Below are 23614 nucleotides of genomic sequence, written 5' to 3'. Positions count from 1 at the left end.
GATATGGCTGACACGCGGGATGTTCTGCTGGTGGACGGTTACAACATGATTGGAGCCTGGCCCGAACTTTCCGCACTGGTACAATCTGGTATGCAGGAAGCGAGGGACAGACTTCTCGAACGGCTCGCGGATCATCAGGCGTATTCCGGCAGAAGAGTCATCGTCGTATTTGATGCTTACAGGGTGCCAGGATTGGGTAAAACTTTTGCCCAGAGTAAAGTCCAGATTTATTTTACAAGAGAAAAAGAGACAGCCGACGAGTGCATCGAGCGATTGGTTCGAGAGCTTAGTAGCAAGAGGAGAAGTATTTACGTAGCGACAAGTGATCAGGTAGAGCAGCATGTTGCCTTTGGCCAGGGAGCACTCAGGATATCGGCACGGGAACTGCTGATCGAGATTGAGGAATCCGAAAGGGAAGTACAGAAGCGAATTCAGCAGGACAGCGCCAAGTTGTCCCGCAACTCGCTGGATGCCAAACTAAGCCCGGAGCTTCGAAAGCTGTTTGAACGATGGAGAAGAGAATAATCCATTAATTGGGGGCTCCTCCATTTTGAAACCATTGACAATTTTGTTAGCGCTCTTCTTTTTTAGGCTGTTGTGGTTGACGGTATCAGGTTACATCGCGTATACTTGTCGTATATTTGAGAGAGTGACGGGTACCTTGCGTTGCAGCCGGAGGGATTGTTAGTGAGTGTGGACCTCAAGGATATCATGTTGTCAAAGTTTGATTACAAAAATGATGAAGACATTGTCGGAGCAGTCCATGAAGGTGATGGGGAAGCGCTGGAATTCCTGATTAATAAATACCGGAACTTTGTGCGGGCCAAGGCCAGATCCTACTTCCTGATCGGCGCTGATCGCGAGGATATTATTCAGGAAGGCATGATTGGTCTCTACAAATCCATTCGTGATTTTAAGGGAGACAAGCTTTCTTCGTTCAAGGCCTTCGCCGAGTTATGCATTACACGACAGATTATTACGGCAATCAAGACGGCTACACGACAAAAGCACATTCCTCTGAACTCTTACGTATCTCTGGACAAGCCCATCTATGATGAAGAGTCAGACCGGACGTTGCTCGATGTGATTTGCGGAACACAAGTAAGCGACCCTGAGGAATTAATTATCAATCAGGAAGAATTTGTAGGACTTGAGGACAAGATGTCGGAAATTCTGAGCGAGCTGGAACGAAAGGTGCTAATGTTGTATCTGGACGGACGTTCGTATCAGGAGATTGCAGAGGATCTTGACCGCCATGTAAAATCGATTGATAATGCACTGCAACGGGTCAAGCGTAAACTTGAAAAGTATCTGGAAGTAAGGGATAGTTGAAAGTAGAGGCTGACAAGGAAAGGCTCGAGTCCGAGTCTTTTTTTATTCGTTAGGGCAAGGCTGGGCAGGTTTATATGTGTTAAAAATGATTTATACTAAAAAATATGATAATAGATGTCGCTTGGGTCTTGAAGCGGTTTTCAGGGAATATTTTCGAAGGATGAACAGATGTAAAAATGCACCACAGTCGAGACTGCGAAATGTATGCAAACATTCGTTGACATGGAAAACCCCGTGTGATAAAGTGTTTTAGGTAGGCCTAAATTCGCGGTTTTTTTTAGGATCAATTATGAGACTTCCGGTGTTGGATGTCTTCGGGAGGTGCACATCATGCGGGTAATTATTACTTTGGCTTGTACAACATGCAAACAAAGAAATTACACAACGACGAAAAACAAGCGTAATCACCCCGACCGCATGGAGATGAAGAAATTCTGTAAGTTCTGTAACGAACAGACTTCTCATCGGGAAACCAGATAGTTTTTGGAGGTGTAGTCGGCGTGAAACGCAGTTTCAAGTCTCTGTTTTCCTTTTTCTCTGAAAGCTGGGCTGAACTCAAGAAGGTTCGCTGGCCCAATCGTAAAGAACTGACCAACTATACGCTGATTGTCATTGGGACGATTGCGTTCGTCACGATTTATTTTTGGGTTCTCGATATCGGCATTTCCGCTGTGATCGGAGCGATTATCTAGGAAGGGTTCCAGGTGGCTTGATATGGAAAAAAGATGGTACGTCGTTCATACCTATTCAGGGTATGAGAACAAAGTCAAAGCCAATTTGGAAAAACGCGTTGAGTCCATGGGCATGGAAGACAAGATATTCCGTGTTCTTGTTCCAATGGAAGAAGAACTGGTAACCAAGGACGGTAAGAAAAAGACCGTTATGCGTAAAGTATACCCTGGTTATGTCTTAGTCGAAATGGTCCAAACCGACGACTCTTGGTATGTTGTTCGCAACACACCAGGTGTTACGGGATTTGTAGGGTCGACAGGCTCGGGTTCCAAGCCGACGCCATTGCTTCCGGAAGAAGTTGAACAGATTCTGAAGCATATGGGCATGGTAGAGCCGAAACCGAAGATTGAATTCGATGTTAAGGAATCCGTGCGAATTAAAGTTGGTCCTTTTGCGAATTTTGTGGGCTCCGTGGAAGAAATTTTGGTTGAGAAGAGCAAGCTTAAGGTTCACGTCAACATGTTTGGACGGGAAACCCCGCTTGAGTTGGATTATACTCAAGTGGAGAAAATATAGATTTTTCTTACAGGTTTCTTGTGGGAGGATCAATAGGTCCGTCTACCACTATTGAGTCAAGGAGGTGTCATCCATGGCAAAAAAGGTAATTAAAATGGTAAAACTGCAGATTCCTGCAGGGAAAGCTAATCCAGCGCCTCCAGTAGGTCCAGCTTTGGGTCAAGCAGGTGTCAACATCATGGCATTCTGTAAAGAGTTCAATGCTCGTACTGCTGATCAAGCAGGCCTGATTATCCCGGTTGAAATTTCGGTATTTGAGGATCGTTCTTTTACGTTCATCACGAAAACTCCACCGGCTGCTGTTCTGTTGAAAGTTGCTGCTAAAATCGAAAAAGGTTCCGGTGAACCGAATAAAACGAAAGTTGCAACTGTAAATCGCGCTGCTGTTCGTCAAATTGCAGAGCAAAAAATGCCTGACCTTAACGCAGCTTCCGTAGAATCGGCAATGCGTATGGTTGAAGGTACTGCTCGCAGCATGGGTATCACCATCGTAGATTAATTTTTATTAATCTACGTGTGCCGGCAGTTTGACTGTCCGGCAAGTGTGGGAGGAATATCCGCTAATACCACATAAGGAGGAAAAACATAATGGCTAAACATGGTAAGAAATACCTGGAAGCTGCTAAGCTGATTGACAGCGAAGCGACTTATGAGCCTTTGGAAGCCGTTGAACTGGTGAAAAAGGCTGCAACTGCTAAATTCGACGAAACCGTTGAAGCAGCAGTTCGTCTGGGCGTAGATTCCCGTAAACAAGACCAGGCTGTTCGTGGTGTTGTTGTCCTGCCGCATGGTACAGGTAAAACACAACGCGTTCTGGTATTTGCAAAAGGTGACAAAGCGAAAGAAGCGGAAGCAGCTGGCGCTGATTTTGTTGGCGATCAAGATATGATCAACAAAATCCAACAAGGCTGGTTTGAATTCGACGTCTGCGTTGCAACACCTGATATGATGAGTGAGGTTGGTAAACTGGGTCGTTTGCTCGGTGGTAAAGGTTTGATGCCTAACCCTAAAGCAGGCACAGTTACTTTCGACGTTGCCAAGGCTGTTCAAGAAATTAAAGCCGGTAAAATCGAATACCGTCTCGACAAAGCAGGTCAAATTCATGCACCAATCGGCAAAGCTTCCTTCAGTGCTGAACAACTGAACGAGAACCTTAAAGCCTTGATTGAAGCCTTGAACCGTGCGAAGCCAGCGGCTGCTAAAGGTGTATACCTGAAAAACATCGCTATCTCTTCGACTATGGGACCAAGCGCACGTGTGAACGCATCTGTTTACAGATAATATTTTGATTGACACGTTCAATTAAATTTGTTATTCTGTAAAAGTTGTGAGTCCTTGTGACTGACCATTAAATTTGAATATGCTTACCGTAGACAGTAGGTGCTTTCGAGCTTAATTTCCTACCGAGGTGTTATGATAGAACGTTTCATGTGACGGGCTTGTCCCGTCCATGTGGATTTATCAAGCCTTCGTACTCTACGGAGGCTTTTTTCATGCTCAAGAAAGCAGCTTTGGGAGATTGCCGAAGCAGGTGTTTCGAACAAAGCGGATAAATTGATCAGGAGGTGTACAGTTTGGCAAATGCAAAGGTGATTCAAGCAAAACAAGAGGCTGTTGAAGTTGTAGCTGCAAAATTGCGCGAGAGCGTAACAACTGTGGTTGCAGACTATCGCGGTCTGAATGTTGCCCAAGTAACTGAGCTGCGTAAGCAGCTTCGCGAAGCCGGAATCGAATTTCAAGTGCTGAAAAACACGCTGCTTCGTCGCGCAACTGCGGCAGCAGAATTGACTGAACTGGACGCAGTATTGACAGGTCCTACTGCAATCGCGTTCGGCAAAGATGATGCTGTGTCTGCAGCTAAAATCTTGAACGATTTCGCTAAGAAAAACAATGCGCTGGAACTGAAAGGCGCAGTTGTAGAAGGTCGCGTTATCGGTGTTGAGGAAATCAAAGCGCTGGCAGAACTGCCATCCCGCGAAGGTCTCCTTTCTATGCTCCTCAGCGTGCTTCAAGCTCCTATGCGCAACTTCGCGCTTGCAGTTAAAGCGGTTGCGGAAAAAGAAGAGCAAAGCGCATAAGTTTGGGATTAAACCTGCTGTATAGCAGTTAAGAACAAAAAAATACGAATTTAAATGGAGGTTCAACCATGAGTAAAGAGCAAATCTTGGAAGCAATTAAAGGTATGTCCGTATTGGAATTGAACGATCTTGTAAAAGCAATCGAAGAAGAATTCGGCGTAACTGCAGCAGCTCCAGTAGCTGTAGCAGGTGGTGCAGCAGGTGGCGCAGCAGAAGCTGAGCAATCCGAGTTCGACGTAATTTTGACAAGTGCTGGCGCTTCCAAAATCAACGTTATCAAAGCAGTTCGCGAAATCACAGGTCTTGGCCTGAAAGAAGCAAAAGAACTGGTTGACAACGCTCCAAAACCACTGAAAGAAAAAGTTGCTAAAGAAGAAGCTGAATCCGTTAAAGCAAAATTGGAAGAAGCAGGCGCTTCTGTAGAAGTAAAATAATTGACTGCTAACTAGCAGACAATGTACGAAAACAAACCCCTTGAGGTGATCTTCAAGGGGTTTGTTGCTGTAAAACGGTAGTGCCAACATGTCTGAAACGTGATCGTAAGGGCTATGATGGTATTAGAACCGAAAGAGGTGGTCATGAATGGCTGATCATTATTACTCTAAACGGCCAGAGGCGGCGCATGAACGACGGAGCCTGGAGACAGTGCTGAGGGGACGGACATACCGTTTTGCCAGTGATTCAGGTGTATTTTCAAAACAGGGGATTGATTACGGCAGCCGTGTGCTCATTGAAGCGATGCAGCTTCCCGTACAGGCCTCGGTGCTAGATGTAGGATGCGGATATGGACCGATTGGGTTGACGGCAGCAACGCTTGTGCCAGAGGGCCACGTTACGATGATTGATATTAACGAACGAGCCGTTCAACTGGCAAAGGAAAATGCGGAACGAAATGGGATTAAGAATGTTACCATTAAGCAGAGCGATTTGTTCGCGGAAGTAAAGCATCAGCATTTTGACGTGATCTTGACGAATCCGCCGATACGTGCAGGGAAAGAAACGGTGCACGCCATTTTTGAGTTGGCGTATGAGCATTTAAACGAAGGTGGAGCTTTGTGGGTGGTCATTCAGAAAAAACAAGGGGCTCCTTCGGCGAGTGCTAAAATCGAGAGTCTTTTCGGTTGTGTGGAGGAAGTTACGAAGGATAAAGGTTATCGAATCTTAAAGGCAGAAAAAAGTTTTAGAAAATGCAATAGGACCATTGACTTGAATCCTGGTCTGTGATATCATTATAAAATGTCAGTATTAGGATGCCCTCCATGGCTTTAGTTTGTTGAAATGTCAATAGGTTTATGCGTAGAAGGGTATAGTATGTATCTCTATTACGTATAATATAATCATTTTGGGCAAATCTACAAGTGATGAAGATCTTCCGGTAAGAGGATTCTGCAGATACGTCGCTCTTTTTTCGAATGCATTCGAGTAAGGGCTTTTCTGTATTTGTAAGATCGAATCTTCTGTATGTGTCTTATTATAAGGTCACAAACAGAGGTTCGCAATGTATTTTTAAAGTGAGTAGACATGAGGGGTGAGTTTAAGTTGGCAGGACATCTTGTTCAATATGGTCGACGCACTCGGCGCAGTTATGCACGTATTAATGAGGTACTCGAGGTTCCGAACCTGATTGAAATCCAACAAAAATCCTATGATTGGTTTTTGGAGGAAGGATTACGGGAGATGTTTCGGGATATTTCGCCAATTCAGGATTTCACAGGAAATCTGATTTTGGAATTTATCGATTACTCTCTCGGAGAACCGAAATATACCGTTGACGACGCAAAGGAACGCGACGTAACGTATGCAGCACCGCTTCGGGTAAAAGTCCGGCTTATTAATAAAGAAACCGGGGAAGTGAAAGAGCAGGAAGTATTCATGGGAGACTTCCCGCTGATGACTGAAACGGGTACGTTTATTATTAACGGTGCGGAACGGGTTATTGTCAGCCAGTTGGTTCGCTCTCCCAGCGTCTATTTCAGCACAAAAGTCGACAAGAATGCGAAAACAACATACACCGCAACGGTAATTCCTAACCGGGGGGCTTGGCTCGAACTGGAGATGGATGCGAAGGACATTATCTATGTCCGGATTGACCGTACCCGTAAAATTCCGGTTACGGTGTTGCTGCGTGCGCTAGGCTTCGGCACTGATGCTGAGATTTTGGATTTGCTCGGCAATGACGAATATATCCGTAACACGCTTGATAAAGACAATACCGACTCTACCGAGAAAGCGCTGATTGAAATTTATGAGCGTCTTCGTCCGGGTGAGCCACCTACACTGGATAATGCAAAGAGCTTGCTCGTTGCACGCTTCTTTGATCCAAAACGTTATGATCTGGCCAACGTAGGCCGTTACAAAATCAATAAAAAACTTCACATCAAAAACCGTCTGTTCAATCAACGGCTTGCTGAGACCCTGATTGATACGACAACTGGTGAAATCATCGCTGAGGCAGGACAAATGGTGGATCGCCGCCTGTTGGACGAGATTTTGGCTCAACTGGAAGAATCGGTTGGACACCGTACGTATCATGTTGCTAGTGGCGTACTGGAAAGCAATGATATTCCACTTCAAACGATTGACGTATTCTCACCAATTGAGGATGGTAAAGTTGTAAAACTGATTGCTAACGGAAATATTGATAAATCGGTTAAAAATATTACGCCTGCCGATATTATTTCCTCCATCAGTTATTTTATTAACTTGCTTCACGGAATCGGAAGCACAGACGATATTGACCACTTGGGTAACCGTCGTTTGCGTTCTGTAGGTGAGTTGCTCCAGAACCAGTTCCGCATTGGTTTGTCCCGTATGGAACGTGTGGTTCGCGAAAGAATGTCGATTCAAGATGCTAATGTAATTACGCCACAGGCGCTGATTAACATACGTCCGGTAATCGCCTCGATTAAAGAGTTCTTTGGTAGCTCCCAGTTGTCTCAGTTCATGGATCAGACGAACCCACTTGCTGAATTGACACACAAACGTCGTTTGTCTGCTCTCGGGCCTGGTGGTTTGACACGTGAGCGCGCGGGCATGGAGGTACGTGACGTCCATCCGAGTCACTACGGCCGTATGTGTCCTATCGAGACACCGGAGGGACCGAACATTGGTTTGATTAACTCCTTGTCTACCTTCGCGCGTATCAACGAGTACGGATTTATCGAAGCTCCTTATCGTTGGGTAGATCCGAAAACCGGAAAAGTTACAGATCAGATTGATTACCTGACTGCTGATGAAGAAGATAACTACATCGTAGCTCAGGCAAATGCGGAATTGACTGAGGAAAACACCTTTAAGGATGAAATCGTCATTGTCCGCTATAACAAGCAGTCTGATAACATTATTCCAATGGCGAGTAGCCGTGTCGATTACATGGACGTATCGCCTAAACAGGTCGTATCGGTCGCAACTGCACTGATTCCGTTCCTGGAGAACGATGACTCTAACCGCGCGTTGATGGGTTCCAACATGCAGCGGCAGGCTGTCCCACTTTTGATTCCGAAGGCTCCTTTGGTTGGAACAGGAATGGAACATAAGTCTGCAAAAGATTCCGGTGTTTGCGTTGTGTCCAAGTACAACGGGGTAATCGAACGTTCTTCGGCTAATGAAATTTGGCTGCGTCGTATTGAAACTGTAGATGGCGCTGAAGTAAAAGGCGACATTGTTAAGTATAAATTACACAAATTTATGCGTTCTAACCAAGGAACATGCATCAACCAGCGTCCGATTGTTAACAGAGGCGATATTGTCAAAGTTGGCGATATTCTTGCGGATGGTCCTTCCACAGAGATGGGCGAGTTGGCATTGGGACGTAACGTTGTCGTGGCTTTCATGACTTGGGAAGGTTATAACTACGAGGATGCGATCCTGCTGAGTGAGAAGCTGGTCAAGGAGGATGTATACACCTCGATCCATATCGAGGAGTACGAATCTGAGGCTCGTGATACGAAGCTTGGACCTGAAGAAATTACTCGTGATATTCCGAATGTTGGTGAAGAAGCGCTTCGTAATCTGGATGAGCGCGGCATCATTCGTATTGGTGCTGAAATCGCCGCAGGCGACATCCTCGTTGGTAAAGTAACACCTAAGGGTGTGACTGAGCTGACAGCTGAAGAGCGTCTCTTGCATGCAATCTTTGGTGAGAAGGCACGCGAAGTTCGCGATACTTCCTTGCGAGTTCCTCACGGAACGGACGGGATCGTTGTAGATGTTAAAGTATTTACACGTGAAAATGGCGATGAGCTGCCACCAGGTGTGAACCAGCTGGTACGCGTATACATTGCTCAAAAACGTAAAATCTCCGAAGGCGATAAAATGGCTGGACGTCACGGTAACAAGGGTGTCGTTGCCCGTATCTTGCCTGAGGAAGATATGCCATTCCTGCCGGATGGTACACCAGTACAGGTCGTTCTGAACCCGCTGGGCGTACCTTCACGGATGAACATCGGACAGGTGCTCGAAGTCCATCTGGGTATGGCTGCAATGCGTCTTGGTATTCATGTGGCAACGCCAGTATTCGATGGTGCCAAGGAATATGACGTGTTCGATACTATGGAAGAAGCAGGCATGCAGCGTAATGGTAAGACTGTGTTGTATGATGGACGTACAGGAGATCGTTTTGAACGTGAAGTTACTGTCGGTGTCATGCACATGATTAAACTTGCGCACATGGTTGACGATAAAATCCATGCTCGCTCTACGGGTCCTTACTCTCTCGTTACGCAACAACCATTGGGCGGTAAAGCTCAATTCGGTGGTCAGCGCTTCGGGGAGATGGAAGTATGGGCGCTGGAAGCCTACGGCGCGGCGTACACGCTTCAGGAAATTTTGACAGTGAAATCCGATGATGTGGTTGGACGTGTTAAAACTTACGAATCCATCGTCAAAGGTGAAAATGTCCCTGAACCGGGTGTTCCTGAATCATTCAAGGTCTTGATCAAAGAGCTGCAAAGCTTGGGTATGGACGTGAAGATTCTGTCCGAAGACGAACAAGAGATCGAAATGAGAGAGCTTGATGACGAGGATGATACAACTGGCGATAAGCTGAGTTTGAATCTGGAAGGCTCTGAGGTTGGCGTAGAGTAGTTGGATCGCTGACTGAATCTATCAGCTTTGTTATATGCCTTGATCCATTCTAGGATGGAATGGGCTTCTTGATACCGCCCGGTGCTGCCGGGCGGTATCAAACCTAAAAACTCAGGATTTGGTTAAGGAGGGTTGCTCCTTGTTGGACGTTAACAATTTCGAATATATGAAAATCGGGCTTGCTTCCCCCGAAAAGATTCGTTCTTGGTCCCGCGGAGAAGTCAAAAAACCGGAGACGATTAACTATCGTACGCTTAAACCGGAAAAAGAAGGACTATTTTGCGAGAAAATTTTTGGACCTACGAAAGATTGGGAATGTCATTGTGGTAAGTACAAACGTGTACGCTATAAAGGCGTTGTCTGTGACCGTTGTGGTGTAGAAGTTACCCGCGCTAAGGTTCGTCGTGAACGCATGGGACACATCGAGTTGGCTGCCCCTGTATCGCACATTTGGTACTTCAAAGGTATTCCAAGCCGTATGGGTCTTGCTCTTGATATGTCTCCAAGATCTCTCGAAGAGATCATTTACTTCGCATCTTATGTTGTAACTGATCCAGGAGATACGCCACTGGAGAAAAAGCAGCTTCTGTCCGAAAAAGAATACCGCAGCTACCGTGAAAAATACGGGTACGGTTTCCAAGCAGGTATGGGGGCCGAAGCGGTTAAAAAGCTTCTTCAAGATTTGGACATCGATAAAGAACTGGAATTCCTGAAGGAAGAGCTGCGTACAGCTCAAGGACAACGTCGTAACCGTGCCATCAAGCGTCTTGAAGTTATTGAGGCGTTCCGTAACTCTGGCAACCAGCCGGATTGGATGATCATGGACGTACTGCCTGTAATTCCTCCTGAGCTTCGTCCAATGGTACAGTTGGATGGCGGACGTTTTGCTACTTCTGATCTAAACGATCTGTATCGCCGTGTTATTAACCGTAATAACCGTCTGAAACGCCTGTTAGATCTCGGTGCGCCAGATATTATCGTGCAAAATGAAAAACGGATGCTGCAGGAAGCTGTTGACGCTCTGATTGATAATGGCCGTCGTGGTCGTCCTGTTACAGGTCCGGGTAACCGTCCTTTGAAATCCCTCAGCCACATGCTGAAAGGTAAACAAGGTCGTTTCCGTCAAAACTTGCTCGGAAAACGTGTTGACTACTCCGGTCGTTCCGTTATCGTAGTAGGTCCATACTTGAAGATGTACCAATGCGGTTTACCGAAAGAAATGGCGCTGGAACTGTTCAAGCCTTTTGTTATGAAAGAACTTGTCAACAAAGGTCTGGCACACAACATCAAGAGCGCGAAGCGTAAAGTAGAGCGTGTGAGCGCAGAAGTATGGGATGTGCTCGAAGAAGTAATCAAGGAGCATCCGGTTCTTCTTAACCGTGCCCCTACGCTGCATAGACTGGGTATTCAAGCGTTTGAACCGATCCTGGTTGAAGGTCGTGCGATTCGTTTGCATCCGCTCGTATGTACGGCATACAATGCCGACTTTGACGGTGACCAAATGGCGGTTCACGTTCCGTTGTCTGCGGAAGCTCAAGCAGAGGCTCGTTTGCTCATGCTGGCATCCGGCAACATTTTGAATCCAAAAGATGGCAAGCCTGTTGTTACTCCTTCCCAGGATATGGTTCTTGGTTCGTTCTATTTGACTATGGATAACAAGGAAGAAGAAGGAAGCAATATGATCCTTCGCAATCCGAATGAGGCTATCTCGGCGTACCAGCGTGGTACAGCGGGGCTTCATGCTCGTGTAGCTATTCCGGTTAAAGCTTTGAATAAAACGAGCTTTACAGAGAAACAACAAGATGCAATGCTGATTACAACAGTGGGTAAAATTATCTTTAATGAGATTTTCCCAGCAAGCTTCCCGTACATCAATGACGCTACCCGCGCAAACCTGCTCTATGGTACTGCAGAGGAGTTCTTTGTTTACGAGAAGGGTGTAAATCTTACGGAAGCTATTCAAAACGCTCCGCAAGCTAGCGGGGTGGGCAAGGATTACCTTGGTAATATCATCGCCCGTTGTTTTGAAATTTACCATACAACAGAAACAGCTGTAATTCTGGATAAAATCAAGCAGCTTGGCTTTACGTATTCTACTCGTGCGGGTGTAACTGTTGCTGTAGCGGACGTAATTGTGCCAGTGGAAAAACAAGAGATTCTTAAGGGATCTGAGGACAAAGCGCAAGTCGTAACGAATCAGTATCGTCGTGGTCTGATTACGAACGAGGAACGCTATGACCGAATTATCGATATCTGGTCCAAAGCAAAAGATGATATTACTGACGTGCTGATGAAGTCCATGGATCGCTACAACTCCATCATGATGATGGTAGACTCCAAAGCGCGTGGTAACAAATCGCAGATTACCCAGCTCGGCGGTATGCGTGGACTGATGGCGAATCCATCCGGTCGTATTATCGAGCTCCCAATCAAATCGAATTTCCGTGAAGGTCTGACAGTACTCGAGTACTTCATCTCCACACACGGAGCGCGTAAAGGTTTGGCGGATACAGCCCTGCGTACGGCTGACTCTGGTTACCTGACTCGTCGTCTCGTTGATGTGGCGCAGGATGTTATCGTGCGCGAAGAAGACTGTGGAACGGATAAAGGCTTTACAGTAAGTCGTATCCAGGACGGCAAAGAAGTAATTGAGGACTTGTACGATCGTCTGGAAGGTCGTTATTGCTTCGAAACCGTACGTCATCCGGAGTCTGGCGAGATCTTGGCTAGACGCAACGAACTGATTGACTCCAACAAAGCTGAAGCGATTGTTAAAGCTGGTGTAGAGAAGGTTCAAATTCGTTCTGTACTAAGCTGCCGTGCCAAACACGGTGTCTGCAAAAAATGCTACGGTCGTAATCTGGCTACTGGTAAACACGTTGAGATTGGTGAAGCGGTTGGTATTATCGCAGCGCAATCCATCGGTGAACCGGGAACACAGCTCACCATGCGTACGTTCCACACAGGCGGCGTAGCGGGCGACGATATTACACAAGGTTTGCCTCGTATCCAGGAGCTTTTCGAAGCACGTAATCCTAAAGGCCAGGCAACCATCAGTGAAATTGACGGTGTAGTTAAAGAAGTTCGTGAAGGTAAAGACCGTCGTGAAATCGACATTCAAGGTGAAGCTGAAACGAAAACTTACTCGGTAACTTATGGTTCACGTCTGCGCGTAAGCGAAGGCATGACCGTTGAAGCCGGGGATGAACTGACGGATGGTTCGATCGACCCTAAAGAAATGCTGCGTATTAAAGGTATTCGCGGGGTACAAAACTATATCCTTCAGGAAGTTCAGCGTGTATACCGAAATCAGGGCGTAGAAATCAACGATAAGCACGTGGAAGTTATGATTCGTCAAATGCTGCGTAAAATCCGTATCATTGATGCGGGTGACACGACGCTGCTTCCAGGTTCCTTTGTTGATGTACATGAGTATGAAAATGCAAATAAGATAGCGATTCTCAGCGGACAAGAGCCAGCGGTAGCTAAACCGGTTCTGCTCGGTATTACCAAGGCGTCTCTGGAAACTGATTCCTTCTTGTCTGCAGCTTCCTTCCAGGAAACCACTCGTGTCCTGACCGATGCTGCTATTAAAGGCAAGGTCGATCAGTTGCTTGGTTTGAAAGAGAATGTAATTATTGGTAAATTGATTCCTGCGGGAACAGGTATGAACCGTTACCGTAGTGTGAAATTTGCCCAGCCGGAAGAGGAACAATCCTCATCTGAGGAACTTGAGCCGATTTCAGCTGATTAATAAAAAACATTAATGGCCCGGAGCATCTTAACCTTGCTGGAGCCTTGCATAAAGGCTTCAGCAGGCGATGTTCCGTTGCTTTTTTCTGAAAATGAACGCGATAGCTTGGATCAAGTGAATTATACTTAATAATTATCTTGACATTGTTAATAGTCAATGCTAATATAGCAAAGGTGCGTGAGCAGCCTATATGCTATTGGGTCTTTTCGGAGGAATGAGATATGTCTAAAGAACAGGGACTGCAAGATGCTCATGTCAAAATCGGTACCAAACAAACCATTCGTATGGTAGAATTGGGCTTCGCCTCTGAAGTATATGTGGCAGAAGACGCAGATCAGCGTCTCACTTCCAACATCATTGCTTTGTGCAACAAGCAAGGAGTCAAAGTGACTCTCGTAGACACAATGAAAAATCTCGGAGCTGCATGTGGGATTGAAGTGGGAGCCGCAATGGCTGCTATCGTAAAACAATAGGGTAAGGAACGTTTTTGTCTAGGGAATTGTATTCTTGGCGGCAAAGACTTTTCATTTGTTCTTTTATGAACCGCCTGGGTCTGTGGGCTTAGATAAGGTTTGTAAAGCAACAGCAAAAATTGAGGAAGGGGGTGGCAACCAACATGCCAACTATTAACCAACTGGTTCGTAAAGGACGTCAAGCCAAAATCGAGAAATCGAAATCACCGGCTTTGCAAAAAGGTTTTAATGCCTTGAAACGTGAAGCTACCGACATCAGTGCCCCGCAAAAACGCGGAGTGTGCACTCGTGTAGGTACTATGACTCCAAAAAAACCAAACTCCGCACTTCGTAAATATGCTCGTGTTCGTTTGACGAACCGTGTAGAGGTGACTGCTTACATTCCAGGTATTGGACATAACCTCCAAGAACACAGCGTAGTGCTGATTCGTGGCGGTCGTGTAAAAGACCTTCCGGGTGTGCGTTATCATATCGTTCGCGGTGCTTTGGATACTGCAGGCGTAAACAACCGCATGCAAGCTCGTTCCAAATACGGCGCAAAACGCCCTAAAGCTAAAAAATCCTAATGAATATAAACCGCATATGCAGGTTTAACATGTAAGAAAGGGGGATATCCATGCCACGCAAAGGTCCAGTTACCAAAAGAGACGTGTTGCCAGATCCGGTATACAACAGCAAGTTGGTTACCCGCTTGATCAACCGCATCATGCTCGACGGAAAACGAGGCGTTGCTCAAAGCATTCTGTACAATGCGTTCAAGCTTATCCAAGAACGTACGGGGAATGACCCGATGGAAGTTTTTGAAGCAGCTATCAAGAATATCATGCCAGTCCTGGAAGTTAAAGCACGCCGTGTCGGCGGTGCCAACTACCAAGTACCAATCGAGGTAAAACCAGAAAGACGTACGTCCCTGGGATTACGTTGGCTCGTAAACTACTCCCGCAACCGCGGCGAGAAGACTATGGAAGAGCGTTTGGCGGCTGAGATTATCGATGCTTCCAACAACACAGGCGCTTCCGTGAAAAAACGTGAAGACACTCACAAAATGGCTGAAGCGAACAAAGCGTTTGCTCACTATCGTTGGTAGGATTCAGCTCAAAAAAATAACTTCAATTTTGAAGGGAGACCCATTTCATGGCAAGAGAGTTCTCCTTGAAAAATACACGTAATATCGGGATCATGGCTCATATTGACGCGGGTAAAACCACAACAACAGAGCGGATCTTGTTCTACACAGGCCGTACGCACAAAATCGGTGAAGTTCACGAAGGCGCTGCGACAATGGACTGGATGGAACAAGAACAAGAGCGCGGAATCACGATTACTTCCGCTGCGACGACCGCTGCCTGGAAAGGTCACCGCGTCAATATCATCGACACCCCGGGGCACGTTGACTTCACTGTAGAAGTTGAACGTTCCCTTCGTGTATTGGACGGAGCAGTTGGTGTTTTCAGTGCGAAAGAAGGCGTTGAGCCTCAGTCCGAAACCGTATGGAGACAGGCTGATCGCTATGGCGTTCCACGGATCGCATATGTAAACAAAATGGATATCATTGGTGCCGACTTCTTGAATGTTGTCTCTGACATGCGTGATCGCCTTCAGGCGAACGCAGTTGCGATTCAATTGCCAATCGGCGCTGAAAATGACTTTTTAGGTATCATTGATATTGTTGCACAAAAGGCTCATATGTACAAAGATGACCTTGGTCAAGATATCGAAGAAACCGAAATTCCTGCGGAATTCAAAGATCAAGTTGAAGAACTTCGCAACGAATTGATTGAGAAGGTTGCTGAACTGGACGAAGATTTGACTATGAAATACCTGGAAGGCGAAGAGATTACGGTTGAAGAAATTAAAGCTGCTCTCCGCAAAGGTGTTGTAGAAGTTAAAATCTTCCCTGTTATCTGTGGATCTTCATACCGTAACAAAGGTGTTCAGTTGATGCTGGATGCTGTTGTTGACTACCTGCCAGCTCCTATTGATGTACCAAGTATCCAAGGTCATCTGGAAGATGGTACGGAAGTTGAACGTCATTCTTCTGATGAAGAGCCTTTCTCTGCATTGGCCTTCAAAATTATGACTGACCCTTACGTTGGTAAGTTGACATTCTTCCGCGTATACTCTGGTGTGCTTCAATCCGGTTCATACGTATTGAATGCAACAAAGGGCAAACGTGAACGTATCGGACGTATTCTTCAAATGCATGCGAACAGCCGTCAAGAAATCACTGAAGTTTACTCCGGTGATATTGCGGCAGCCGTAGGTTTGAAAGATACAGGTACAGGTGATACACTGTGTGATGAGAAGAATCCTGTTATTCTCGAGTCCATGAATTTCCCTGATCCGGTTATCGAAATCGCGGTTGAGCCTAAAACCAAAGCTGACCAAGACAAAATGGCAGTTGCACTCGGCAAGTTGACCGAAGAAGATCCAACTCTTCGCGCTTCTACTAACGAAGAAACTGGTCAAACCATTTTGGCGGGTATGGGTGAGCTTCACTTGGACATTATCATTGACCGTATGCGTCGTGAGTTCAAAGTGGAAACCAATGTTGGTAAACCACAGGTAGCATACCGTGAAACATTCCGTGCTCCAGCACGTGTTGAAGGTAAGTTTGTTCGTCAATCCGGTGGTCGTGGTCAATACGGTCACGTGTGGGTTGAGTTCGAGCCTCTTGAAGCAGGTACTGGTAGCCAGTTTGAAAGCAAGGTTGTCGGTGGTTCTGTTCCAAGAGAATACATCGGACCTGCACTTGCTGGTATTGAAGAGCAAATGAAAAACGGTGTCCTGGCTGGCTTCCCGCTTGTGGACGTTAAAGCTACAATTGTGGATGGATCATACCATGATGTCGATTCCAATGAAATGGCATTTAAAATTGCTGGTTCAATGGCGCTGAAAGCAGCGAAAGACAAATGTAAACCAGTATTGCTCGAGCCGATTATGAAAGTTGAAGTAACGGTTCCAGAGGAATACATGGGTGACGTAATGGGTATGTTGAACTCCCGTCGTGGCCGGATTGAAGGTATGGATTCCCGTGGCGGTGCCCAAATTATTCGTGCAATGGTTCCATTGTCCGAAATGTTTGGATATTCAACTACACTTCGTTCCGGTACGCAAGGACGCGGTGTGTTCTCCATGGAGCTTCATCATTATGAAGAAGTTCCGAAGAGCATTGCCGAAGAGATCGTTGCCAAAACCAAAGGCGGCGAGTAATACAGTGTATTAGCTGACTCGGTATACTCAAGGTTTTTCCAAGAGGTATCCGGCAGCCTAAAAATAAAACAAGTTATTGAGGAGGAATTGTTCAAATGGCAAAGGCTAAGTTTGAACGTAACAAACCGCACGTTAATATCGGTACTATTGGTCACGTCGATCATGGTAAAACAACTTTGACTGCTGCAATCACAACTGTACTTTCCAAAACTTACGGTGGTGCTGCTGTAGCATTCGACCAAATCGATAAAGCTCCAGAAGAGCGCGAACGCGGTATCACAATCTCCACAGCACACGTGGAATACGAAACACCTAATCGTCACTATGCACACGTTGACTGCCCAGGTCACGCCGACTATGTTAAAAACATGATCACTGGCGCTGCACAAATGGACGGAGCGATTCTGGTTGTATCCGCAGCTGACGGCCCAATGCCACAAACTCGCGAACACATCCTGTTGTCCCGCCAAGTAGGCGTTCCTTACATCGTTGTATTCCTGAACAAATGTGACATGGTTGAAGACGAAGAGTTGCTGGAATTGGTTGAAATGGAAGTTCGCGACTTGCTGAGCGAGTATGACTTCCCAGGCGACGACACTCCAATCACTCGTGGTTCCGCTCGTGAAGCACTGCAAAACCCAGATGGCGACTGGGCTAAGAAAATCGTTGAAATGTTCGAAACAATCGACACTTACATCCCAACTCCAGAGCGCGACACTGACAAGCCTTTCCTTATGCCTGTCGAGGACGTATTCTCCATCACTGGTCGTGGTACAGTTGCTACAGGCCGTGTAGAGCGTGGTACAGTTAAAGTGGGCGACGAAATCGAAATCATCGGTATTCAAGAAGAATCCCGTAAATCCGTAGTAACAGGCGTAGAAATGTTCCGTAAATTGCTTGATTCCGCTCAAGCTGGTGACAACATCGGCGCACTGCTTCGCGGTGTAGATCGTGCACAAATCGAGCGTGGTCAAGTATTGGCTAAACCAGGTTCTGTTAACCCACATACAGAATTCTCTGCTCAAATCTACGTTTTGACTAAAGAAGAAGGTGGACGTCACAAACCTTTCTTCACTGGTTACCGTCCACAGTTTTACTTCCGTACAACTGACGTAACTGGTATCATTACTTTGCCAGAAGGTTCCGAAATGGTAATGCCTGGTGATAACATCACGGTTACTGTTCAACTGATCAACCCAATCGCAATCGAAGAAGGAACTAAGTTCTCCATTCGTGAAGGTGGCCGTACAGTTGGCGCCGGTGCCGTAGCAACAATCTCTAAATAATAAGGCTGCAAGCCTTGAATATAGTAACATTGTACTGGAACGAGTAACATTGTACTGGAACGAAGCTAAACGAGCCCCTGCCCTGGTGCGGGGGCTTTTCTCTTGAATAAAAGGCGAGCTGCGAGCGCAATTCTATCTTTTTGAAAATAAGATGCATTGTTTTTTCGTTTTTGCTTGCAATAGGCAGAACTATTAGATATAATAATTAATGTTGTTTGTGACTGTGCGATGATGTGAGAGGTTACTGACACACCCGGCCCCTTTGCCATGGGAGGGCTGTCGGAAAATTTTCACGGAGTATGTCCGATACCAAATTGGGCGATAGAAGGAGGGACTAAAATGGCAAAGCAAAAAATTCGTATTCGTTTGAAAGCTTACGATCACAGAATTCTTGATCAATCCGCTGAGAAAATTGTTGAAACAGCTAAACGTTCGGGCGCTGGTGTATCCGGACCAATTCCGCTGCCAACTGAAAAACAAGTTATTACTATTCTCCGTGCGGTACACAAGTACAAGGATTCTCGGGAACAATTCGAAATGCGCACACACAAGCGTTTGATCGACATCGTTAACCCGACTCCACAAACTGTGGATGCCTTGATGCGCTTGGACCTGCCGTCCGGTGTAGATATCGAAATTAAATTGTAATATGTGATTAGGAAAAGAAAAGAGGTGTCAACATGAAAGGTATCTTAGGAAAAAAACTCGGAATGACTCAAGTGTTTACCCCTGAAGGTAACGTGCTTGCTGTTACGGTTATCGAAGCGGGTCCTTGTGTTGTTCTGCAAAAGAAAGATCAGGAAAACGATGGATACGAAGCTATTCAACTCGGTTTCTCTGATAAAAAAGAAAAAAGATCCAATAAACCTGAAGCAGGACATGCGAAAAAAGCAAATACTGCACCTAAGCGCTACGTTCGTGAACTTCGTGGCATCGACCTTGCTGCGTACGAGGTTGGCCAAGAACTGAAGGCTGATGTCTTCACAGAAGGCGAATTCGTTGACGTAACAGGTATTTCTAAAGGTAAAGGTTTTGCTGGCGTTATCAAACGTTGGGGACAAAGCCGCGGACCAATGGCGCACGGCTCGCGTTACCACAGAGGTCCAGGTTCCATGGGCTCCATCCAAGCTAACCGCGTTCCTAAAGGTAAACACCTGCCAGGACACATGGGTAATGAAACAGTAACGATTCAACGACTTGAAGTTGTTAAAGTCGATACAGAACGTAATGTATTGCTCGTCAAAGGTTCCATTCCAGGACCTAAAAACAGCTTCGTTAAAGTATTAGAAACGGTGAAAAAATAAACGACTGAAGAAAGGAGGAACACGAAATGCCAAAAGTAGCACTTTTAAATATTAGCGGCAGCCAAGTAGGCGAAATTGAATTGAACGATGCAGTATTCGGTATCGAACCGAACAAACACGTTCTTCATGATGCTGTTGTTATGCAATTGGCTTCCCTGCGTCAAGGTACTCACAAAGTAAAAGGACGTTCTGAAGTACGTGGCGGTGGACGTAAACCTTGGAAACAAAAAGGTACTGGCCGCGCTCGTCAAGGTTCGATCCGTGCACCACAATGGGTTGGTGGCGGTACTGTATTTGGTCCGACTCCACGTAGCTATGCTTACAAATTGCCTAAAAAAGTTCGTCGTCTGGCGATCAAATCGGCATTGTCATCCAAAGTGATTGAGAATGAAATCATCGTATTGGACGCTCTTACACTGAACGGACCTAAAACGAAAGAATTCGCAGCCATTTTGAATAACCTTAAAGCTGATCGTAAAGCATTGATCGTAGCTCCTAGTTATGATGATAATGTAGCGCTGTCCGCTCGTAATATTCCTGGTGTGAAGTTTGTAGCCGCAGACGGCATTAATGTTCTTGACGTGCTTGGACATGACAAACTGATCATTACGAAGGAAGCAGTTCAGAAGGTAGAGGAGGTGCTCGCGTAATGAAGGATCCTCGTGATATTATCAAACGTCCGGTTATCACCGAACGTACGGCTGGTATGATGAATGACTTGAAATACGTTTTCGAGGTTGACATTCGTTCTAACAAAGTCGAAATTAAAAAAGCAATCGAAGCGATCTTTAACGTGAAAGTAAGTAACGTGAATACGCTTCGTGTTCCTGCAAAACCAAAACGCTACGGACGTCATTCCGGCTATACGAGCGAGTGGAAAAAAGCGTTCGTAACGCTGAGCAAAGACAGTAAGCCGCTTGAGTTTTTTGAAACGGTATAATTGAAACTGTAAAGTAAGGAGGGAAACTCAGTGCCAATTAAAAAGTATAAACCGACGTCCCCGGCCAGACGTGCAATGTCTGTATCTACTTTCGAGGAGATCACAACAAATCAGCCCGAGAAATCGTTGCTGGCACCTCTGAGCAAGCAAGCTGGACGCAATAACCAAGGTAAAATTACAGTTCGTCATCAAGGCGGCGGACACAAACGTAAATACCGTATTATTGACTTCAAACGTAACAAAGATGGAATACCGGGCCGCGTTGCTACGATCGAATATGATCCGAACCGTACGTCCAACATCGCACTTATCCACTATGTGGATGGTGAAAAACGTTACATCATCGCTCCTAAAGGTCTGAAAGTAGGAGACGAAGTAGTATCCGGTCCGGAATCCGACATCAAAATCGGTAACTCCTTGCCATTGGAAAACATTCCTGTAGGTACGGTTATCCACAACATCGAATTGAAACCGGGTAAAGGTGGCCAACTCGTTCGTGCTGCTGGTACGGAAGCCCAACTTCTTGGTAAAGAAGAGAAGTATGTAACAATTCGTTTGACTTCCGGTGAAGTTCGTCGCATTCTGAAAGTTTGCCGCGCTACAATCGGTTCTGTTGGTAACGAAGACCACGAACTTGTTAAGATCGGTAAAGCTGGTCGTAGTCGTTGGTTGGGACAACGTCCTGAAGTTCGTGGTGTTGTTATGAACCCTAACGATCACCCACACGGTGGTGGTGAAGGTCGCGCTCCAATCGGACGTAAATCTCCAATGTCTCCATGGGGCAAGCCAACCCTTGGTTACAAAACACGTAAAAAAGGTAAAGCATCTGATAAATACATCGTTCGTCGTCGTACTAAGTAATGAAACGTGCGCTTAAGTCGCACGTTAACATTTTAAGGAACGATAACGTTTTAACGAAGGGAGGATTCATAAATGGGTCGCAGTCTCAAAAAAGGACCATTCATTGATGGTTACTTGCTGAAAAAAGTAGAGGTTTTGAACGAATCGGACAAAAAAGTTGTGATCAAAACTTGGTCCCGTCGCTCTACAATTTTCCCACAATTTATCGGACATACGTTTGGTGTATACGATGGTCGTAAACACGTGCCAGTATACGTAACGGAAGATATGGTCGGACACAAATTGGGCGAATTCGCTCCAACGCGTACGTACAAAGGCCATACGGATGACGATAAGAAAACAAGAAGATAATCAACACAGCGTAGTGTTTGAGAGGAGGTAACTCAATGGAAGCAAAAGCACATGCTAAATCCGTGCGGATTTCCGCTCGCAAAGTGAAACTTGTTATCGATTTGATTCGTGGCAAGCAGGTTGGTGAGGCGATTGCAATTCTTCGTCACACTCCGAAATCCGCTTCTCCAGTCGTTGAGAAATTGTTGAATTCTGCGATCGCAAATGCAGATCACAACTACTCTATGGACGTAAATAAATTGGTAGTATCTGAGGTTTTCGTAAACCAAGGTCCTACTATGAAACGGTTCCGCCCGCGTGCAATGGGTCGTGCAAGCCGCATCAATAAACGCACCAGTCATATTACTCTGGTGGTATCTGAAAAATAAGGAGGGAAAACGTGTGGGCCAAAAGGTAAATCCCGTCGGACTCCGAATCGGTATTATCCGTGATTGGGAATCCAAATGGTATGCAGGCAAAGATTTCGGTGATCTTTTGCTGGAAGACGTTAAGATTCGTGAGCATCTGAAGAAAAGATTGAAAGACTCCGCTGTATCCCGTGTTGAAATCGAGAGAGCAGCTAACCGCGTCAACGTAACGATTCACACTGCGAAACCAGGTATGGTTATCGGTAAGGGCGGTTCCGAAGTTGAAAACCTGCGTAATGAAATCACTAAAATTGCAGGCGGTAAAAAGGTACACATCAATATCTCTGAAATCAAAAACCCTGAACTGGATGCAATTCTGGTTGCTGAAAGCATTGCACAACAATTGGAACGTCGTGTTTCTTTCCGTCGTGCGTTGAAACAAGCAATTCAAAGAACTATGCGTTCCGGAGCAAAAGGAATTAAAACTCAAGTAGGCGGACGTCTTGGCGGTGCCGAAATCGCTCGTTCCGAAGGGTACAGCGAAGGAACTGTTCCACTGCATACGCTTCGTGCTGACATCGACTACGGTACAGCAGAGGCTCATACTACTTATGGCCGTCTTGGCGTAAAAGTATGGATCTATCGTGGAGAAGTTCTTCCTCCAGCTAAGAAACAAGCTCCTCAGGAAGGAGGCAACTAATCATGTTGGTACCTAAACGCGTAAAACATCGTAAACAACAACGTGGTCACATGAAGGGTCGTGCAAAGGGCGGTACTACACTGAATTTTGGTGAGTACGGTTTGCAAGCTACTGAACCAGCATGGATCACTAACCGTCAAATCGAAGCTGCTCGTATTGCGATGACTCGTTACATCAAACGTGGTGGTAAGGTTTGGATTAAAATTTTCCCTGACAAACCAATTACTCAGAAGCCTCTTGAGGTTCGTATGGGTAGCGGTAAAGGTAACGTAGAAAAATGGGTTGCAGTAGTGAAACCAGGTAAGATCATGTTTGAACTTGCTGGTGTACCGGAAGAGATTGCTCGTGAAGCAATGCGTCTTGCCGCTCACAAACTGCCAATCAAAACTAAGTTTGTGAAACGTGAAGAATTGGGTGGTGAAGCAAATGAAGGCTAGTGAATTCCGCAACCTAACCACTGCTGAAATCGAACAAAAGATCTCTGGTTTTAAAGAAGAACTTTTTAACCTTCGTTTTCAACTCGCTACCGGTCAGCTTGATAACCCGACTCGGATCGGCGCTGTGCGTAAGGAAATTGCTCGTGCTAAAACTGTGATCCGTGAAAGAGAACTTGGGATTAGCTAAGATATTAGACCGGGTGGA

The 23614-nt window shown here is 45.8% G+C and carries 27 protein-coding genes and 1 other annotated feature; all 27 genes read left to right on the top strand.

Features of this window, described 5'->3' with window-relative positions:
* The first annotated feature begins 3 nt into the window (after positions 1 to 3).
* The gene (locus tag LCF57_RS24050) at positions 4 to 525 is read left to right on the top strand and encodes an NYN domain-containing protein (protein ID WP_226002915.1); all 522 of its coding nucleotides are present in this window, start codon (positions 4 to 6) and stop codon (positions 523 to 525) included.
* Between the two features lie 162 nt (positions 526 to 687).
* Positions 688 to 1332 carry an RNA polymerase sporulation sigma factor SigH gene (gene sigH, locus LCF57_RS24045; protein ID WP_007432598.1) on the top strand — a complete coding sequence of 215 codons (645 nt, stop codon included), beginning with the start codon at positions 688 to 690 and terminating at the stop codon, positions 1330 to 1332.
* Positions 1333 to 1662: 330 nt separating this feature from the next.
* Positions 1663 to 1812, top strand: a complete 150-nt coding sequence (gene rpmG / locus LCF57_RS24040) for a 50S ribosomal protein L33 (protein ID WP_081752062.1) — start codon at positions 1663 to 1665, stop codon at positions 1810 to 1812.
* A 20-nt stretch (positions 1813 to 1832) separates the two neighbouring features.
* Entirely contained in the window at positions 1833 to 2024 is a 192-nt protein-coding gene (gene secE, locus LCF57_RS24035; RefSeq protein WP_025685946.1) for a preprotein translocase subunit SecE, read from the top strand.
* Positions 2025 to 2046: 22 nt separating this feature from the next.
* Positions 2047 to 2580 carry a transcription termination/antitermination protein NusG gene (gene nusG / locus LCF57_RS24030; RefSeq protein WP_007432596.1) on the top strand — a complete coding sequence of 178 codons (534 nt, stop codon included), beginning with the start codon at positions 2047 to 2049 and terminating at the stop codon, positions 2578 to 2580.
* A 73-nt stretch (positions 2581 to 2653) separates the two neighbouring features.
* Positions 2654 to 3079 (top strand): 50S ribosomal protein L11, encoded by a 426-nt coding sequence (rplK, locus tag LCF57_RS24025; RefSeq protein ID WP_007432595.1) that lies wholly within the window; start codon positions 2654 to 2656, stop codon positions 3077 to 3079.
* 89 nt (positions 3080 to 3168) lie between these two features.
* Positions 3169 to 3861, top strand: coding sequence for a 50S ribosomal protein L1 (rplA, locus tag LCF57_RS24020; protein ID WP_025715688.1), 693 nt, complete (start codon positions 3169 to 3171; stop codon positions 3859 to 3861).
* Between the two features lie 68 nt (positions 3862 to 3929).
* Positions 3930 to 4081: a sequence feature (ribosomal protein L10 leader region), on the top strand.
* A gap of 73 nt (positions 4082 to 4154) precedes the next feature.
* On the top strand, positions 4155 to 4658 hold the full coding sequence (rplJ, locus tag LCF57_RS24015; RefSeq protein WP_025715687.1) for a 50S ribosomal protein L10: 504 nt from the start codon (positions 4155 to 4157) through the stop codon (positions 4656 to 4658).
* 68 nt (positions 4659 to 4726) lie between these two features.
* Positions 4727 to 5092: a 50S ribosomal protein L7/L12 gene (gene rplL / locus LCF57_RS24010; protein ID WP_013373275.1), complete on the top strand. Its 366-nt coding sequence runs from the start codon at positions 4727 to 4729 to the stop codon at positions 5090 to 5092.
* A gap of 148 nt (positions 5093 to 5240) precedes the next feature.
* A complete protein-coding gene (locus tag LCF57_RS24005) occupies positions 5241 to 5882 on the top strand; it encodes a class I SAM-dependent methyltransferase (RefSeq protein WP_226002914.1) in 642 nt (213 codons plus the stop codon).
* A gap of 315 nt (positions 5883 to 6197) precedes the next feature.
* A complete protein-coding gene (gene rpoB / locus LCF57_RS24000; protein ID WP_063211168.1) occupies positions 6198 to 9743 on the top strand; it encodes a DNA-directed RNA polymerase subunit beta in 3546 nt (1181 codons plus the stop codon).
* A gap of 139 nt (positions 9744 to 9882) precedes the next feature.
* Entirely contained in the window at positions 9883 to 13497 is a 3615-nt protein-coding gene (rpoC, locus tag LCF57_RS23995) for a DNA-directed RNA polymerase subunit beta' (protein WP_226002913.1), read from the top strand.
* 221 nt (positions 13498 to 13718) lie between these two features.
* The gene (locus tag LCF57_RS23990) at positions 13719 to 13970 is read left to right on the top strand and encodes a ribosomal L7Ae/L30e/S12e/Gadd45 family protein (protein WP_007432588.1); all 252 of its coding nucleotides are present in this window, start codon (positions 13719 to 13721) and stop codon (positions 13968 to 13970) included.
* Between the two features lie 143 nt (positions 13971 to 14113).
* Complete coding sequence (gene rpsL / locus LCF57_RS23985) at positions 14114 to 14536, top strand: 30S ribosomal protein S12 (RefSeq protein WP_007432587.1); 423 nt, start codon at positions 14114 to 14116, stop codon at positions 14534 to 14536.
* Positions 14537 to 14586: 50 nt separating this feature from the next.
* A complete protein-coding gene (rpsG, locus tag LCF57_RS23980) occupies positions 14587 to 15057 on the top strand; it encodes a 30S ribosomal protein S7 (protein ID WP_007432586.1) in 471 nt (156 codons plus the stop codon).
* A gap of 47 nt (positions 15058 to 15104) precedes the next feature.
* Positions 15105 to 17183, top strand: a complete 2079-nt coding sequence (gene fusA / locus LCF57_RS23975; RefSeq protein WP_025715684.1) for an elongation factor G — start codon at positions 15105 to 15107, stop codon at positions 17181 to 17183.
* A gap of 95 nt (positions 17184 to 17278) precedes the next feature.
* Entirely contained in the window at positions 17279 to 18469 is a 1191-nt protein-coding gene (gene tuf, locus LCF57_RS23970; protein WP_023990558.1) for an elongation factor Tu, read from the top strand.
* A 339-nt stretch (positions 18470 to 18808) separates the two neighbouring features.
* Positions 18809 to 19117 (top strand): 30S ribosomal protein S10, encoded by a 309-nt coding sequence (rpsJ, locus tag LCF57_RS23965; protein WP_006676490.1) that lies wholly within the window; start codon positions 18809 to 18811, stop codon positions 19115 to 19117.
* Between the two features lie 32 nt (positions 19118 to 19149).
* Positions 19150 to 19773, top strand: coding sequence for a 50S ribosomal protein L3 (gene rplC / locus LCF57_RS23960; protein WP_010348812.1), 624 nt, complete (start codon positions 19150 to 19152; stop codon positions 19771 to 19773).
* Positions 19774 to 19799: 26 nt separating this feature from the next.
* Complete coding sequence (gene rplD, locus LCF57_RS23955; protein ID WP_007432582.1) at positions 19800 to 20423, top strand: 50S ribosomal protein L4; 624 nt, start codon at positions 19800 to 19802, stop codon at positions 20421 to 20423.
* Entirely contained in the window at positions 20423 to 20713 is a 291-nt protein-coding gene (rplW, locus tag LCF57_RS23950) for a 50S ribosomal protein L23 (RefSeq protein WP_007432581.1), read from the top strand. The genes rplD and rplW overlap by 1 nt, the downstream gene beginning before the upstream one ends.
* A 30-nt stretch (positions 20714 to 20743) precedes the next feature.
* Positions 20744 to 21574, top strand: coding sequence for a 50S ribosomal protein L2 (gene rplB, locus LCF57_RS23945; protein ID WP_025715680.1), 831 nt, complete (start codon positions 20744 to 20746; stop codon positions 21572 to 21574).
* Between the two features lie 72 nt (positions 21575 to 21646).
* Positions 21647 to 21925: a 30S ribosomal protein S19 gene (gene rpsS / locus LCF57_RS23940; protein WP_007432579.1), complete on the top strand. Its 279-nt coding sequence runs from the start codon at positions 21647 to 21649 to the stop codon at positions 21923 to 21925.
* A gap of 35 nt (positions 21926 to 21960) precedes the next feature.
* Positions 21961 to 22293, top strand: a complete 333-nt coding sequence (gene rplV, locus LCF57_RS23935; RefSeq protein ID WP_007432578.1) for a 50S ribosomal protein L22 — start codon at positions 21961 to 21963, stop codon at positions 22291 to 22293.
* Between the two features lie 13 nt (positions 22294 to 22306).
* The gene (rpsC, locus tag LCF57_RS23930) at positions 22307 to 22972 is read left to right on the top strand and encodes a 30S ribosomal protein S3 (RefSeq protein WP_007432577.1); all 666 of its coding nucleotides are present in this window, start codon (positions 22307 to 22309) and stop codon (positions 22970 to 22972) included.
* Between the two features lie 2 nt (positions 22973 to 22974).
* On the top strand, positions 22975 to 23409 hold the full coding sequence (rplP, locus tag LCF57_RS23925; RefSeq protein ID WP_007432576.1) for a 50S ribosomal protein L16: 435 nt from the start codon (positions 22975 to 22977) through the stop codon (positions 23407 to 23409).
* Complete coding sequence (gene rpmC / locus LCF57_RS23920) at positions 23399 to 23596, top strand: 50S ribosomal protein L29 (protein WP_007432575.1); 198 nt, start codon at positions 23399 to 23401, stop codon at positions 23594 to 23596. The genes rplP and rpmC overlap by 11 nt, the downstream gene beginning before the upstream one ends.
* The last annotated feature ends 18 nt before the right edge of the window (positions 23597 to 23614 follow it).

Source organism: Paenibacillus sp. BJ-4, from assembly GCF_020404765.1.
Classification (GTDB): Bacteria; Bacillota; Bacilli; order Paenibacillales; family Paenibacillaceae; genus Paenibacillus.
The sequence above is the reverse complement of the archived record's forward strand: the minus strand, read 5'-3'. Positions and strand labels throughout refer to the sequence as shown.